Here is a 17,152-nt window from a genome sequence, read left to right on the forward strand (position 1 = left end):
TCGCATCTGGCCGGGGAATGGGAATGAGTTAGAAGGTAACAAAACTGCCCTTTAGTCAGTGAAACGTAATAAAACCGCCTCCACCCAGACGCGATCAATCGCGTCTCTACAGGATTAGAAAATGGATTATCCTTTTAAGACACCTATTCCCACGCTGCAATTCAAACATTTGCGTTGGTTACAGTACGATTGCACCCATTCCAGAGCGGCCTGTGAATCGGCAGCATTCTGGCATTTCAAACCGTATTTTTTCCAGGTATCTATCCACGTATTCGTTTCTGAAGGTAGTTTTTCCAGTAATTCAATGGCTCGATCCAGAAAGGTAGGGTCGTCTTTGTAGTGGCTGAACGCGGTTAGTAAGGGAACAACGGCGTTAATAACCATCCGCTGAATAGTGTCTTTCCCGAGCTGAGTAATGCCCTGTTTCGTAGGTTTTTCGAAGGTGTAATGCGACTGCCAGTAGGCCGAAGGGCGGACTTGCCATTGCTTTTCGATGCTAAGAGTTTCATTGCAGCTAAGAATAAAGGAAAATAGAGGTAGGGGCTCAATGGCTAACTGAACGAGCTGAGCCATACGAACGGTAGGAAAACTGGCGGGTCGTAATCTTAAAAATTTCCACACTGATTTAGGAAGCGGTTCAATCTGATATTTCTTCATCAAAAAATGGGCTTCTTTTTGCAATTGAATCACGTAGGTATCGGTGGGATTTTCAGGAATCAATCCAGAGGCTCCAAACACCAAAGCTTCCATTTGAAAGGGCTGATTGCGGTGTTTGCGGAGAATTTTCAGGGGCACCAATCGAGTTAACCATTCCATCGGATCTGCGTTGAGCGAAGCTCCCATCGACCTTCCCAGCATTTGCCAACTCGTTTCTTCCCAATCATTTTGAGTTGATTCCAAAATTTGTTGCACCTTCTGTGATTTAACGGATAACCGCTCAATCAGCGTGCGATCCAGCATCATTCGTCGGGAGAGCTCGTTGGAGGAAGCAAACTGAGCTCCACAAGCCAGGGTTTCCTTTCCATCCATGAGCGAGCGATAACGCTGTAGCCAGGTTTCATCCGTACGATTTTGAAGAGCAAGCGTTGGAATTTCCGATCCATCCTTCCTGAAAATAGCCTGATCATGAATCCAGACGACATGAAGAATGACGTTTTCGTACGCTTCGTCGGTTTGGTGGGTATGTCTGATCCAGTCGGAAGATCGCCTGTGAATTTCCACGGTACCAGCCCATTTGATGCTATTGATAATCAATTGAGCATTCTGAAAATCGGGTCCAGCGTGGGTATGAGCTTGCCCCACTGATAGAATTTGCAGCTTTTCACCCGCACAGGTCTGTAAATCAGTACGATCAAATTTCTGAAATTGCCAGAGGTAATGAATGAAATCTTCGGTCATCTTAGGTGCGTTTGAACCGAAAATTACGTGATACCCTAAGAAGTAATCGTACCGAAAAATAAGTATTAACTACCAATTGATAAACCTGGATCGGTGGTTAATGTATGGTTATGGTGTACTCTCTACTAGTATGTCTCATTAGATTACTTCCCCGCAGTCGCTCGGCTCTAGCCGAGCTATGATGTAGTCTGGTAGGCCTCTGGCCGATGGCTGCAAGCTTGTTTTTGCTTGGGAAAGCTGTTTTGTAACTAATTATGAGTTTGCATTCTACCAGCTAGAGGCCTAGAGCTAGTTAGTCACTCGGCTAGAGCCAAGCGAATGCGGGAATCTCTTTCGATTACTTGTTGCTTCGGCTGAATGGCTGACAAATCGACCCTCTCGTATCCAGTTATCCAGTCCTTATTATTATAAATCTTTCTTAGACCAATTATAAATAGATCAGAATTGATAAATTTGTCCTGATTTGTAAAATCAGACCGAACGCAATGAGCTTTAAAAAATGGATAGGCTGGATACACCTTTATCTGGGGTTAGCCTCCGGTTTAGTGGTTTTTGTAGTGGCTATTACGGGTTGCATACTAGCCTTTGAACAGGAAATTAAGAATGTAACACAACCCTATCGATTCGTTGAGAAGCCTGCTCAGGCCGTTCCCTTAGCTCCTTTTGCTTTACGAACCATCGCCGAGAAAGCTCTACCTGGAAAAGCCGCCGATGGCGTATTGTATGGATTGCCCAATCGCAGTGCTGAAGTCGGTTTTTATAACTTCGATCCTGAATATTATTACGTCGTTTACATCAATCCGTATACGGGTAAAGTTCTGCACGTATGGAATGAAGACGACGATTTCTTCCACTTCATTTTACACGGCCATTATTACCTATGGTTGCCCGAGAAAATCGGCCAGCCCATTGTAGCTTCCGCAACCCTGATCTTTCTGGTATTAACCATTACCGGATTGATATTATGGTGGCCTAAAAACAAAAGTGCAGCCAAACAACGCTTCACCATTAAATGGAATGCTGCCTGGCGACGTAAAAACTACGATCTGCATAATGTGCTGGGTTTCTACGTTATGGCTCTGGGGATGGTCTTTGCCATTACGGGATTAGTCTGGGGTTTTCAGTGGTTTTCGCAGGGACTGTACACCGCCACGGGTGGGAAAGGGTCCGACGCGTATCTCATTCCTCCTTCTGATACCACGGCACTGGCCACTACGCCATTAATGGGTCGCGTCGACCAGATTTGGCGGGATTATAGCCTGAAGCATCCCAATCATCAGGGACTTAATATTTCCTTTCCAGAAGATAAGGTAAGCTCGATTTTCTCTTACGTAAATTACCGGGCTGGAACTTACTATAAAGTGGATTATCACTATTTTGATCAGCATTCAGGCAAAGAAATCGCGGCTACTGGTCCGTACAGCGGTAAGTACGCCGATGCCAATGTCGCTCAGTTACTCCGCCGGATGAATTACGATATTCACGTAGGAGCCATCTGGGGGTTACCCGGTAAGATTCTGGCCTTTTTTGCCAGTTTGATCTGTGCCAGCTTACCCATTACCGGAACGCTTCTCTGGTGGGGCAGACGTAACAAAAAGAAACCTCAGAGTAAAGCCACACGAGTCATGGCAAAGAAAACACCTGTGACGACGTAACGAATAGGAATTAATTGGATAGGGTAGCAGTCAAAAACTGTTACCCTTTTTTCATACTATTTAATAAGCATTGAGCGGGTAAGCCTTAAGAGGAGGAATAGACATCACCAATACAATCTTTATTCAAGAGGTTACTAAAGTCTGAATCTCAATGTTGTTGAATCGGTGAAAGGATTGCCAGACCTTTTTTCAACTGAAAGGTCTGGTTCAATGAATGGGTTTAGACAAGGATGAAGCAGGACAGTTTTAGAGAAAAGGCGTTAGCGGATACGGGCCGCACCTGTTATCTTTCGTCTCTTCTGTAGCTATTCCTTTACTTCGAAATGATTAACCGTCTGTACCTCTCTCTTTTTCTTCTCCTCACCGCATTAAGTTTCAAACCCGATTCCGGGCCTTCTGACGAACAGTTTAAAAATCCTTCTCAATCATACGGCATTCGTTGCTGGTGGTGGTGGCTGAATGGCAACGTAACCAAAGAAGCCATCACCCGTGATCTGGAAGAAATGAAAGCCAAGGGCTTCAGTGGAGCCTGTTTGTTTGATGCCGGTGGGCAAAATCAGCGGGATAATGCCGATGTACCTGAAGGCCCGATGTTCGGAACACCCGCCTGGCGAGAGTTATACCGTCATGCCGTAAAAGAGGCTAGTCGGTTGGGACTAACCCTAAGTTTGAGTATTCAAAGTGGCTGGAATCTGGGTGGCCCCGATATTACCCCCGAAGAAGCTACCAAACACCTAACCTGGTCCGAAACGAAAGTAAAAGGGCCCGGCAAGATTCGTCAGGAGTTACCCATGCCGAAAATCAAGGATGGCTATTACCGCGAAATTTCGGTAATGGCTTACCCCGCTAAAGCGAATCATAACCGCAAACCCATTAAAGATTTTAAGTTTAAAAATGCTTCCGAAGAGGTGGGTTGGTCGAATATTCCGGATACCCGGCCCTTATTAACCGACGAACCTGCGGTGCTCGGTGAAGAGGACGCTACGTTGAAAAATGTCATTACCCTGACGGATAAGGTAAAAAACGGCGTGCTGGAATGGGATGCTCCAGCGGGTGAGTGGACCATAATTCGGTTGGGGTACACGCCTTCAGAAGCCGAGGTTTCTACGTCGAGCGGCCAGTGGAAGGGCCGCGTGCTGGATCACATGAGTGAAAAACATTTCAATCGTTACTGGGATACGCACGTAGAACCCTTACTGAAAGAAATTGGCCCGGCGGCAGGCAAGACGGTTAAGTATCTACAGACCGATAGCTGGGAATTGGGTGGTATTAACTGGACGGAGGATTTCGCTGCAGAATTCAAAAAGTTTCGGGGGTATGAGATCACGCCTTACTTGCCGATTCTGGCGGGAAAAATTATAGAGAATCGGGAGGTAACGACCCGCTTCCTGGCGGATTTTCGTAAAACGGTCAGTGACTGTATCTCCGAACATCATTACGGGTTATTTGCCAAACGGGCGAGGGCCTTTGGAATGGGCATTCAGCCCGAGTCAGCCGGACCACACGCGGGTCCGTTTGATGGGTTGAAAAACTACGGACATAGCTCGCTGATGATGAGTGAATTCTGGGCTCCATCGCCGCACCGACCCACGCCTGAACGTCGCTTTTTTGTGAAACAGGCCGCCAGTGCCGCTCACATTTATAATGTACCGTTCGTTGGAGCGGAGTCGTTCACAACCATCGGTCCGCATTGGAATGATGTGATCTGGGCCTCGATGAAACCCAGTGCTGACCATGAGTTCTGCTCGGGACTGAACCTGATTTTCCTGCATACTTTTACCTGCTCGCCCCGCGAAATGGGATTGCCGGGTCAGGAATATTTTGCTGGAACGCACTTTAATCCGAACGTAACGTGGTGGAATGAATCCGGGGCTTTTGTAAAGTACCTGAGTCGGATTCAGTATATGGCTCAAAATAGCCGTTTTGTGGGCGATGTGTTGTATTACTATGGCGATCACGTGCCTAATATTGGCCGCCTGAAAGAAGACGATCCGGCGAAAGTATTACCCGGTTATGATTACGATCTGACCAATGAAGATCGGTTATTGGCATTATCCGTGAAAGACGGCCAGGTTACCTTTGAGCACGGTCAGCATTACCGCTTACTGGTAATTCCCGATCATGGAGTACTATCATTGAAAGCCCTTCGTAAGATTCACGAGTTAGTGAAAAATGGAGCGACCGTTCTGGGGCCCAAAACGACCCATACCGTGAGTCTGGAAAATTACCCCGCCAGTGAAACCGAAGTGAAAAAACTGGCGGACGAGTTATGGGGGGCGGCATCGACTTCTTCGGGTCAGCATACCTTCGGGAAAGGTCGGACAATCTGGGGAAAAACGGCTCGGGAAGTCTTGCAGGAGGATGGCATTCAGCCCGATTTTTCTGCTGATAAAAAGCTGGATTACATACATTACCAATGGGGTAAGGCGGATTGGTATTTCGTTTCAAGTCAACAGAAAGAAGCTCAGAAATCCGAAGTAGAATTTCGTATGACTGGCAAACAGCCTGAACTCTGGAATGCCGTAACGGGCGAAATTCGTCCGATTATGAATTTTCGTCAGGAGAAAGGGAGAACCATCATTCCGCTGGAATTTACGCCGAATGGCTCCTGGATTGTGTTATTCCGTACGCCCATTCCTGAAACCAAACAGGGTAATGCTGTTTCAAATTTCATTAGTTACCAGCCCGTAAAAACAATTGAAGGAACCTGGAACGTAAGCTTTAATCAGAAGTGGGGTAGTCCGGAAAAAGCAGCATTCAAAACCCTGACGAGCTGGACGAAACGGCCCGAAGAGGGTATTAAGTATTACTCAGGAAAGGCGACGTATCAGATTACGTTTGATAGCCCAACGCCCGCTAACCCTTACCTGGATTTGGGTGATGTGCAGGACGTAGGGGTGGCTCATGTGCGATTGAATGGCAAGGATCTCGGCGTACTTTGGTGCCCTCCGTATCGAATTTCGGTGAAGGGGTATCTCCGAGCCAAGAATAACATGCTGGAAATCGATGTCACAAACTCCTGGCGTAACCGACTGGTGGGGGACCGTGGCAAACCGCAAAGCCAGCGATTCACTCAAACCAATATCCTGATTCGCCCCGAGTGGGAGTTGCTGGAGAGCGGGTTACTCGGTCCGGTGCAAATTCTGAAGGGAGAGTAAAGGAGGGTGTTTTGCAAATCCATTATCCCGGATTGACATCCGGGGCTATTTATATTCAAGCCCGTTAGGCTTAACGAAAGACGATCACGGTTCCGGCAGTTAACCCGAAAATAGTTTAGGGTTAATAAAGAAACCCGTGGTCTTATCAATAATACTTCCGGCCAAGCCCGGAACTCTAAACTAGTAACCTATGCTTCGTCGATTTTTTCTTCGCCAGTTGGGCGGGGTGGGATTAGTCAGCACCTTGAATCCGTTGGAAACCTTAGCCAGTCCTGCCACAGCAGCTCCCACTTCTGATCGGGCGTACTGGCTTAGTATTTTGCAAAAACTGGCGGAACCCGTCTTAACGGCCCTGGCGGAAGATCAGCTGAAAGTTCGAATGCCGGTGGAATCGAAACCAGGTCAGGAAGCAGACCGCAAAAATTACTCCTATCTGGAAGCCGTCGGGCGTTTGTTAGCGGGCATAGGTCCCTGGTTAGAGCTGGATTCAGCCGAAGAAAAAGCCTTACGGCAAAAGTATTTTTCTTTGGCCCAGAAAGGGCTGGCAAATGCCGTCAATCCAAAGGCGAAAGATTACCTGAATTATACCAAGGGCGGTCAGCCGCTGGTGGATGCTGCCTTTCTGGCTCAGGGTTTAATCCGTTGTCCGAAGCTCTATCAAAGCTTGCCTACGGAAGTAAAAACACAGGTACTGACCGCCTTCAGACAAACCCGGCCGATTCAACCTTATTTTAGTAACTGGTTGTTATTCAGTGCTATGATCGAGGCATTTTTTGCTTTTATTGGAGAAGAGTACGACAAAATGCGACTGGATTATGCTCTGCGTCAGCACGAGCAGTGGTACAAAGGCGACGGTATTTTTGGAGACGGGCCGGACTTTCACTGGGATTATTACAACAGCTACGTAATCCAGCCTTTCATAGTGGATATCCTGCGAACCTTACCCGGTAACAGTTACGATTTCCTGAAAAAACGGATGGATAAAATCGCCCCACGTTACGCCGCTGTTCAAGAGCGATTGATTGCCACGGATGGGACTTTTCCCGTCATTGGACGTTCCATTTGTTACCGGGCCGGGGCTTTCCATCACCTGGCTAATACGGCTTTTCTAAAGCAGTTACCTCCTGAAATAATACCCGCTCAGGTTCGCACTGCGTTAACCGCTGTTCTGCATAAAACCCTCGACAACCCTAAAAATTACGACAGCAAAGGCTGGTTGTATATTGGCCTGAATGGTCATCAGCCCGATTTGGGTGAAGGATATATTTCTACCGGAAGTTTATACCTGACGGCAACGGCCTTATTGCCTTTAGGATTACCCGCCACCGATCCTTTCTGGGCTAATCCAGCGACTGACTGGACGAGTCGCCGCATTTGGGAAAAAGGCGAAAACCTGCCCACGGATCACGCCATTCATGCCTGATATAGGTAGAGATGCGACTGCATCGCATCTAGCTGGGAAATGCGAATCATTTGAATCGTAACAAAAGCCGCCTCTCCAAATCAGGACTGGCAAAGGTTTTTCTATGGAGATCTGAAACGAGCAACCCTATGAAACGTGCCTTTGATCTAAATGAAATGCTACCCCGCATTGAAAAAGCCATTGCCCCTTATCCCAAAGCTGCCATGTTTGAACTGGCCGAGCGGGGCTATAATACCCTGTTTGAGCAGCTCATTTCCTGTTTGATTTCCATCCGTACACTCGATGAAACGACGATTCCGCTTTCGTTAAAACTCTTTAATCGAGCCCGAACGCCGGAGCAGTTAGTAGCCATACCCTTTGAAGAACTGGCCGAAATGCTGGTGGGTAGTCAGTACCCCGGACAAAAGGCGGAGACGATGCGGGCCATTGCCCAAATTGCTATTACACAATACGGCGGTAAGTTACCTGCGAATTATGACCAGTTAACTGCCTTGAAAGGCGTCGGTCCCAAATGTGCCAATCTGGCTCTGGGCGTAGCCACGGGAGTCCCCGCTATTAGTGTGGATGTCCACGTACATCGCGTGGTGAATCGCTGGGGATTTGTAAAAACCACCACGCCCGAAAAAACGCTGAACGTACTTGAAAATAAAGTTCCTCAGAGTCAATGGATTGATATTAACCGCTTGCTGATGCCGTTCGGAAAACATATTTGTACGGGAACCTTACCCCGATGTTCCAAATGCCCGGTGCTGGAATTCTGTGAGCAGGTAGGGGTAACAAAACACAGGTAATAATGCTCGTTTCGGGCCGTAGAAACCCTTTCTTTGCATTCTTTAAAGGATGATGGAGTATGATCCCGATCTTTGGGTCTTCCTCCATCATAAGCCCCTTCCAGGGTTTTGTTTTACCATTAAACGAATGTAATGAAAAAACTGCTGGTGCTTGCCTGCCTGCTTTTTAGCGGGTTGACGCATGCTCAAACGAATTCTTATCCGCTTATTCCATACCCAGCGTCGCTCAAGCCCGGAGCCGGTTTTTTTGAAGTGAAGGCTTCAACCAGCCTGATTTTTCCGGCAGATGCTCCCTTAACCTCACAGGTTAGTCAACTGAAGTCGCTGTTAGGCATTAGCGGGAACGCGGCTGGTTCGGCTAATCGGATTATTTTAGGTTTTGATGCTTCATTAGGGAACGACGAAGCTTACTCGCTGGAAGTAAGTGCTTCAACCATTAAATTATTAGGTAAAACCCCAGTAGGTATAACCCGGGGTATTCAGACCCTACGTCAGTTACTGCCTGTTTCGGCTGGAGCGGCGAAACGAATTCCCTCGTTAGTCATTAAGGATCAGCCCGCGTATTCCTGGCGGGGTATGCACCTGGATGTGTCGCGGCACTTCTTTACCGTAGATTTCATCAAAAAATACATTGACCAACTGGCTTTCTATAAATTCAACAAGTTTCACTGGCACCTCACCGATGACCAGGGCTGGCGGATAGAGATCAAAAAATATCCTTTATTAACTCAGGAAGGAGCCTGGCGGACACTCAATAATCAGGATTCTTCGTGCATTGCCAAGTCAAAAGACAATCCAGATTTTATCATTGATCCCCGCTTCCTCAAAATGAAAGACGGGAAGCAGGTATACGGAGGGTATTATACGCAGGAACAAATTAAGGAGGTTGTAGCGTATGCAGCGGAACGCTCCATCGAGGTCATTCCTGAGATCGATATGCCCGGTCACATGATGGCGGCCATCAAGCAATATCCCTACCTGAGTTGTACGACGGATGCCAGTTGGGGAAAAACGTTTTCAACGCCCATCTGCCCCTGTAATGAACAGACGTATGAATTCGCTGAAAATGTGTTTAGTGAAGTATTTGACTTATTCCCAAGTAAATACGTGCACCTCGGAGCGGATGAAGTGGAAAAAACAACCTGGGCGAACTCGGAGGCTTGTAAAGAGTTGATGAAGAAAGAGGGCATCAAAAACGTGGAGGAATTGCAAAGTTACTTCATTCACCGCATGCAGAAATTCTTTACGTCCAAGGGTAAAAAACTCATTGGCTGGGATGAAATACTGGAAGGTGGCATTGATGCTTCGGCGACTTTAATGTACTGGCGTTCCTGGGTGAAAAAAGCTCCTTACGAAGCGGCTAAAAATTGGAATGAAATCATCATGACGCCCGTAAGTACGCTCTACTTTGATAGCCCTCCAGGCATTCAGTCTGTATCGAATGTGTATCATCTGGAGGTTATTCCCGAAGGCATTACGCCCGAGCAGAAGAAACTTTTCCTGGGTGCTCAGGCCAACCTCTGGACGGAATACGTTCCCACCGAAAGCCGGGCCGAATACCTCTACATGCCCCGCATGACAGCCCTCTCGGAAGTAGTCTGGACGAATAAGAAGAACTACGATTCATTTCAGAAACGCCTGTTGCAGCATTACCCGATGATGGAGAAAAGCAACATTCATTACCGCCTGCCTGACCTGACGGGTTTCACGGAAGAGAACGTTTTCGTAGACAAGGCGACGTTGACCATCAAAAAGCCGCTGGAAAGTTATACCATTCGCTATACCACGGATGGTTCGTTCCCGGAGAAAAATTCACCTGAACTGGGTAAAGGGTTGACAATTACGAAACCCCAAACCATTAAGCTGGCGGCTTTTACTTCGACGGGTTTACGCGGAGATATTTATACGTTGAAGTATCAGCAACAAGCTTATGCCAAGCCCGTGCCGGTAACGGGCAAAACGGCTGGTTTAAAAGGAAGTTTATATAAAAAAGCGTTCAGATCAACGAAGCTGATGCAGCGTGAGAAAGCGGACAGCACGTTTACGGTTCCGAATGTGGAGGTGCCCCAAACGGTAACCGCTCCAAGTTTCGGAATTCAGTTCCGGGGTTTGATTAACGTTCCTGAAACGGGCGTGTATAGCTTCTTTTATACCTGCGACGACGGCGGAATTCTCCGCATCGCTGATCGAATGGTAGTTGATAACGACGGTAACCATTTCCCTATCGAAAAAAGTGGGCAGGTAGCCTTAAGTAAAGGGGCTCATCCTTTCGAAGCTGACTTTATCGAAGGTGGGGGTGGTTTTACTCTCAAGCTGAAATACAGCCTCAATGGTTCAGAACCGAAGGACATTCCTGCTAGTTGGTTCATTCAGCAGTAAGAGTAGTAGAATATAAGACTTATTACAATAAAACCGTAACAAACATTACCGGTTTTATTGTAATAAGTCTTTCTGCTCTTTCGGATTTGCAATCCGAAAGTAATCTGTTTAGGATTTATAATCCCAAACAGATTACAGATAGATACAGAACAGTGTAGCATCTCTACATATATATCAACCATCTCTCTGTTTTCTTTACTAGTCACTTTTAGTGTAGAAAACATATTTCTAAATCTACCGTAGAGACGCCGATTTATCGCGTCTCACTCTCTTAGGTAAAACTGCTTCACTTTGGACAGATGAATAGGATTCGTCTGAATAAAAACAGTTTGATAGAGAAATAACACACGATGAATCGGCATCTCTACGTTTGTTCGCTCTTTCGGATTTGCAATCCGAAAGCGATTTGTTGGGGATCTATAATTCCATATACGGATTACAGATCCGTTATAGACTGGTTCTGGATTGCAAATCCAGAACAGCGTAGGAGCTGGATTATAACATTTATTTTAGAAGGTAATCATAACAAAGGTGTTCTATTAGGTAATAAGTATGATTGGGTTAATATTAAATTTTTAATTAATAAAAATACTGAAATAGTTGCAAATTAAAGTTATTGATATGCTTGTTTTACGCTTTAAGTTTAAATAAAAATTGATTAGTAAAGTATTGATTTATAGTTATATAGAAGCGTTTTATGAATTTTAATTAGATAATGTATTGTTTTGATAAAATTCAGAATACCTTCGCTTAAATCCATCTACTTATCTACTTAATAATTGTGCTTATGAAAAATTTAATTACCATTCTTTTCCTTCTTCCTTTCTTTACAGGAATAGCTCAATCCCCTAAACCCATTGCTTTTGAAGATCCCGCTTTTAACCAACAGTTTGCTAAACGGTCTATTCCTAAAGTGACGGGCCAGCTTATTCACGTTAGCAAAGAAGAGCTACAAAAGCTTACCATTCAATATGCAATTAGTAACCTTACGGGTCAGAAAATGAAAACGGCTCGTATCAATGCCGATGGTCGCTTTACTTTAGAATTAGAAAATCCGCTTCCTTATCAGCAGGTTTTTATAGGTATTGGTGATCTTTTTACTACTGGCATCTATGCTAATAGTGATCTTCATGTCACGTTTGATAAGAGTAAGAAAAAACTACCAACGTCCTCATTTCGCTCTTTTGCTGAAGGAATCACTTATACAGGAACGGATGCCTCTCTGAATAGCTATTGTCTTGAAGATTTATTTTTCAAGGTAGAACAAAAAATGCCTCTTGAAAAACGTTTAAGTCAACTCTCTGAATTAAAGTACCCTGATACTAAGAAGATTCTTTCTGTTTACAAACCTGTATTTGATTCACTAAAAACCATCCAGCAGGAATTTATACATGAGCATCCGTCTCCTTATAGCTGGATACTGGAACATGAACACCAATTAGGTTTCTATGCACAGATTTGCTTAAGTTCTAAAGATTATGTGATGGAGGATAGTCTTTTTAATAAGATTAGAGACTATAAGACGTATATATTGTCCGGTAATAGTAGATTCTTTTATCAATATCTGTGTGATTATATTCGTCATTACCCAGGTCCACAGATTATGGTTGGCTGGAAAGAAGTCGCTCATTTCCCTGATCTTACCCAGGTGGAACAGGCGGCCATTGATTCCTTACGAGCTACCCAGAATTATGCTAGGTCTCATCCCAGGACGCTTGAGTGGTATAAAGAAGTAAAACCCAGAATTTTGAAAGTGCTTAGCGAGCGGGAACTGCAGCGAAACATTCGCTTAGCCGACAGTCTTCTTACCCCCGTCAAGGCAGATATAATAAAATTATTATTTAATCAGGATAAGGACATCGAGGAGCAGAAAATAGCTTTACAGCAAATCGTTCCAAGTATGTCTACACCCTGGTGCCGAGCGATAGCTAAGAAAGAATACGCTCAAACGATAGCGAGGGTAGACCAGGTAAACCAGGCGTTGGCTGCTTCAGATCGTTCCTCTGCGACCTCAGATGCATTGGGTAAGGTCTTAGAGAAAACCAGCTTTGGAGCGACCCTCTACAAAGTATCGGGGGTGAGGGCTACGGACTTTCTGGCCAAACTCAAAAGCAGTTTTGCGGGGAAAGCCATCATATTGGATCGTTGGGCCACCTGGTGTGGACCCTGCCTGGAAGAGATGCCTCATAGCAAAAAACTTCAGCAGGAAGCTCAGGACTTACCCGTGGTATTTATCTATGCCTGTACAGCTAGTAGTTCAGATGAAGGAAAATGGAAGCGAAAAATTTTCGAATTAGAATTGCCGGGCATTCACTTCTTTATTGATGAGGCCTTGGATGCCGAGCTTGCCGCATACTTTTCGTTTACCGGGTATCCCGGTTATGCCTTTATTGACCAAAAAGGGACTTACAAACCCGGAGCTATTGAATGGATATCGTTAATAAAAGATAGAAGTGCCTTGGAAGAGATTCTCCGCTAATGTTTGAAGAGTAAAGGTATTTATTATTTCCGTGGCTGGTGTATTCACCAGCCACGTTTTGTTTGGGCAGAAAACACGTTTCTAAATCTACCGTAGAGACGTCGATTTATCGCGTCTCGCTCTCTTAGGCAAAACTGCTTCACTTTGGACAGATGAATAGGATTTGCCTGAATAAAAGTAGTTTGATAGTGAAATAACATACGATGAATCGGCATCTCTACGTTTGTTCGCTCTTTCGGATTTGTAATCTGAAAGTAGTCTGTTGGAGATTTATAATCCCACATACGGATCACAGATTCGTTACAGACTGGTTCTGGATTGCAAATCCAGAACAGCGTAGGTGTTTAGAGAATTGTCATTGTAGAAGGAGTAAGGGGGTACTGAGGCTGTTCGGATTATAATAAAGTAAAAACTAATGCCGTCAGCTCGAACGCGGAGTCATAACCTCCCTTTTAGTCACATGAACGTTTTCCTAAACCTAAGCACGTTTCTAACACCCATGAGATCCTTCGCTTCACTCGGAATAGCAGAGCAGGGGTTACGTCTTACATCGCGATGGGTACCATTATAACCCAAACCCTTTATTTACTCATTTTCTCTTCCTGTCATCTCGAACGCAGAGAGAGACCTTCTTTAGAAATGGGACGGTTTTAGTTTTACGGGTATTGCCCTAACTCTAAGCGGTACCTGACATTGGTAAATTCTGGATGGAAGGTCGAATTTTCCCAACGTTTGAAGAGACGTTAGTAACAAATTCATCACCCACGAAAATCAAACCGAGTCATCGGTTCCCAGTTCTTTCCTTCGTGCTTCAATAACCAGAGATGATTCAAAAGCATGGTTTCTGAAAAGGGACGGTCTTTGAAATAAGGCCAGGTCAGTTGGAATTTTTCTTCACTTAAATCACGGTAAGCAATCGTCAGATGAGGGGTGAAAGACGGGCGAAGCTGGGATTCTGACAAGAGTGAGTTTTCGACTGCATAAGCCATTAGCTCTGTATACTGCTGCTGCATGAGTTCCGTCTTTTCAACAGCTACGTAAATGACATGACTTTTCTTTCCTGAAAAATACCCAAATCCCTCCAGTCTGACAGACTCGGCTTGAAACGATTGAATGAGTCCTGCAAGGCCTTGCTCCACCATTGTCACATCTTGTTCAGGCAGTGTAAAAGGCGGAATATAAGTGATGTGAGGCAACACCCGCATACCGCGAACGCTGCCACAAGTTTCTGCTACGTGACGTTTATAAAACCAGACCTGTTGAGCTAGGTCTTCAGGAGGTAAGGCGGCTAGTAAATAGCGGACTGGTTCTGAATTCATGAGTTACGAATGGGATGATCGTCTGGCAATATAAATGAGCTTGCGATGAATCTGGCGATTTCATCTATTATAGATAGGCAAGTTGTTCCTTAAAGCGTATTTTGCATCGTTAGCTTCTTCATTAACCAAACATTCTTTTCCCCGCTGTATGAAACAATGGAGTACTTTTTTGGTGCCAGCACTGCTTTTCGGTAGTGTATATGCCCAGCAGAGGCCCGTAATGACAACGCAGGATTACGCTCGTGCCGAGCGTTTTCTGACGGCTACGCAACAGTACGTCGATCATGTGCCGGGACGTCCCACCTGGCTTTCGGGAGATCGTTTCTGGTACCGAAACCTGATTGCTCAGGGTAGCGAATTTATACTGGTCAATGCCGCGAAAGGAACGCGAACGCCCGCCTTCGATCAACAGAAACTGGCGGAAAGTCTTTCTGGTGTTACGAATACAAAGTACACGGCATGGATGTTACCCTTTCAGGAGTTTACGTATTCACCGGATGAAAAGTTTATCACGTTTTCTGCCCATGGAAAGTCCTGGAAATGTGATCTGAAATCGTATCAGATTACGGCTGATTCGACCCCGAAAAACCGGGCTGACCGTCGCAATGAAACGCTGTCTCCTGATGGAAAAAAGGCCGCTTTTATCAAAGATTATAACCTCTGGCTTCGGGACCTCAGCACTGGGCAACTAACCCAGCTTACTAAAGATGGCGTAAAGGATTTTGGCTACGCAACGGACAATGCGGGCTGGAAACATTCGGATCGGGCCATTGTAACGTGGTCACCTGACTCCAGAAAAATTGCTACCTTCCAGCAGGACGAGCGGACCGTGGGGGATATGTATCTGGCTACAACGAACGTAGGTCATCCCACGCTCGAAGCCTGGAAATATCCTTTGCCCGGCGATAGTGCCATTGCGATGATTCACCGGGTAATCATTGAGGTAGAAAATCCGAAAGTTATTCGATTGCAGGTGAGTCCAGACCCACATCGTTCGACCCTGGGTGATGACATTAGTCGGGGAGGAGAGCTGAACGATGTGCAATGGAGTGAAGACTGTTCTCAACTGGCGTTTGTGTCCACGTCTCGTGACCATAAGCAGGAAAAAGTACGAATTGCCGACGCGGTAACGGGTGCCGTTCGGGAGGTTTTCGGTGAAACCTCTGCCACGCAATTCGAATCGGGTCAAACGGCCATTAGCTGGAAGTACCTGCCGAAAACGAAAGAACTCATTTGGTATTCCGAACGCGATAACTGGGGCCATCTGTACCTCTACGATGCCACAACCGGGCAGCTTAAAAACCAGATTACCAAAGGAGATTGGGTCGTATTAAGCCTGACCGATGTGGATGAGAAAAACCGGACGATTTACTTTATGGCGGGTGGCAAGGAAACGGGTAATCCGTATTTTGCTCATTTCTACAAGGTAGGTTTTGATGGAAAAAATCTGGTTTCCTTAACTCCTGAGCCGGGTAATCACCAGATCTCACTTTCCCCGTCGGGTAATTACTTCAGCGACCTCTACGCTCAACCCGATGTTCCTTCCGTTCTGACGGTTCGAAACACCAGTGGCAAGTTGGTAGCCCAACTTGAAAAAACCGATGTAACCCGACTGAAAGCAGCGGGCTGGAAAGCTCCGATTCCGTTTTCAGCGAAAGCTCATGATGGCAAAACGGATGTCTACGGCTTGCTCTACACACCGACTCATCTGGACCCGAATAAGAAATATCCGGTGATTGACTACATCTACCCCGGTCCGCAGGGCGGTAGCGTGGGTAACTGGGGATTTGCGGCTTCCCGTCGGGATAACCAGGCCCTGGCTGAGTTAGGCTTTATTGTGGTGGAACTCGAAGGCACCAGTAACCCCAAACGTTCGAAGTCTTTCCACGACATGAGTTATGGAAACATGGCAGAAAATACCTTACCCGATCAGATTTCGGCTATCAAGCAACTCGCGTCAACTTATGCTTATATGGATACCAGCAAAGTCGGGATTTGGGGGCATTCGGGTGGTGGCTTTGCAACAGCCTGTGCCATGTTCATGTATCCTGATTTCTTTAAGGTAGGCATTTCAGAATCGGGGAACCATGATAATCGCAACTACGAAGACGACTGGGGCGAGCGATACATTGGTCTGGAAACCAAAGGTAAGGATGGCAAGTCAAACTACGAAAATCAGGCCAATCAGGTGCAAGCGAAGAACCTCAAGGGCAAGCTTATGCTGGCTCATGGTATGCTAGACGATAACGTACCACCATATAACACCCTGCTGGTGGTTGAAGCTCTGGAAAAAGCGAATAAAGATTATGATCTGGTGATTTTCCCCAATAGTCGTCATGGGTTTGGAGCGTATTCCAACTACATGATGCGTCGCCGCTGGGATTACTTTGTGCGGCATTTGCTGGGAGCCGAGCCTCCGAAAGAATATTTGATTAAAAGCGTGGCTGATCCGAGGAATGAGGTGAAGTAATGATTTATTAAAAAGTGGCTGGTGGAGACACCAGCCACTTTTTGTTTTATTACTAGACTAACCCAATCCATCGGTTGATA

9 protein-coding genes are annotated in these 17,152 nt (G+C 45.9%); 7 read left to right on the top strand and 2 right to left on the bottom strand.

Features of this window, described 5'->3' with window-relative positions:
* Positions 1-126 precede the first annotated feature (126 nt).
* On the bottom strand, positions 127-1,398 hold the full coding sequence (locus BWI96_RS05090) for a DUF2851 family protein (RefSeq protein ID WP_106635601.1): 1,272 nt from the start codon (positions 1,396-1,398) through the stop codon (positions 127-129).
* Positions 1,399-1,883: 485 nt separating this feature from the next.
* Between BWI96_RS05090 and BWI96_RS05095 the strand changes: the two genes are divergently transcribed.
* From BWI96_RS05095 to BWI96_RS05120, 6 genes are all read left to right on the top strand, one after another.
* Positions 1,884-3,053, top strand: a complete 1,170-nt coding sequence (locus BWI96_RS05095; protein WP_106635602.1) for a PepSY domain-containing protein — start codon at positions 1,884-1,886, stop codon at positions 3,051-3,053.
* 323 nt (positions 3,054-3,376) lie between these two features.
* Positions 3,377-6,211, top strand: coding sequence for a glycosyl hydrolase (locus BWI96_RS05100; protein WP_106635603.1), 2,835 nt, complete (start codon positions 3,377-3,379; stop codon positions 6,209-6,211).
* A 190-nt stretch (positions 6,212-6,401) separates the two neighbouring features.
* Entirely contained in the window at positions 6,402-7,634 is a 1,233-nt protein-coding gene (locus BWI96_RS05105; protein ID WP_106635604.1) for a DUF2264 domain-containing protein, read from the top strand.
* Between the two features lie 128 nt (positions 7,635-7,762).
* Entirely contained in the window at positions 7,763-8,425 is a 663-nt protein-coding gene (gene nth / locus BWI96_RS05110) for an endonuclease III (protein WP_106635605.1), read from the top strand.
* 132 nt (positions 8,426-8,557) lie between these two features.
* Positions 8,558-10,804 carry a family 20 glycosylhydrolase gene (locus BWI96_RS05115; protein WP_106635606.1) on the top strand — a complete coding sequence of 749 codons (2,247 nt, stop codon included), beginning with the start codon at positions 8,558-8,560 and terminating at the stop codon, positions 10,802-10,804.
* 787 nt (positions 10,805-11,591) lie between these two features.
* Positions 11,592-13,283 (top strand): TlpA disulfide reductase family protein, encoded by a 1,692-nt coding sequence (locus BWI96_RS05120; RefSeq protein ID WP_106635607.1) that lies wholly within the window; start codon positions 11,592-11,594, stop codon positions 13,281-13,283.
* A 758-nt stretch (positions 13,284-14,041) separates the two neighbouring features.
* Here the strand turns inward: BWI96_RS05120 and BWI96_RS05125 are convergent.
* Positions 14,042-14,602, bottom strand: a complete 561-nt coding sequence (locus BWI96_RS05125) for a 2'-5' RNA ligase family protein (protein ID WP_106635608.1) — start codon at positions 14,600-14,602, stop codon at positions 14,042-14,044.
* A 148-nt stretch (positions 14,603-14,750) separates the two neighbouring features.
* Between BWI96_RS05125 and BWI96_RS05130 the strand changes: the two genes are divergently transcribed.
* Complete coding sequence (locus BWI96_RS05130) at positions 14,751-17,072, top strand: S9 family peptidase (RefSeq protein WP_106635609.1); 2,322 nt, start codon at positions 14,751-14,753, stop codon at positions 17,070-17,072.
* The last annotated feature ends 80 nt before the right edge of the window (positions 17,073-17,152 follow it).

The organism is Siphonobacter sp. SORGH_AS_0500, from assembly GCF_002838835.1.
Classification (GTDB): Bacteria; Bacteroidota; Bacteroidia; order Cytophagales; family Spirosomataceae; genus Siphonobacter.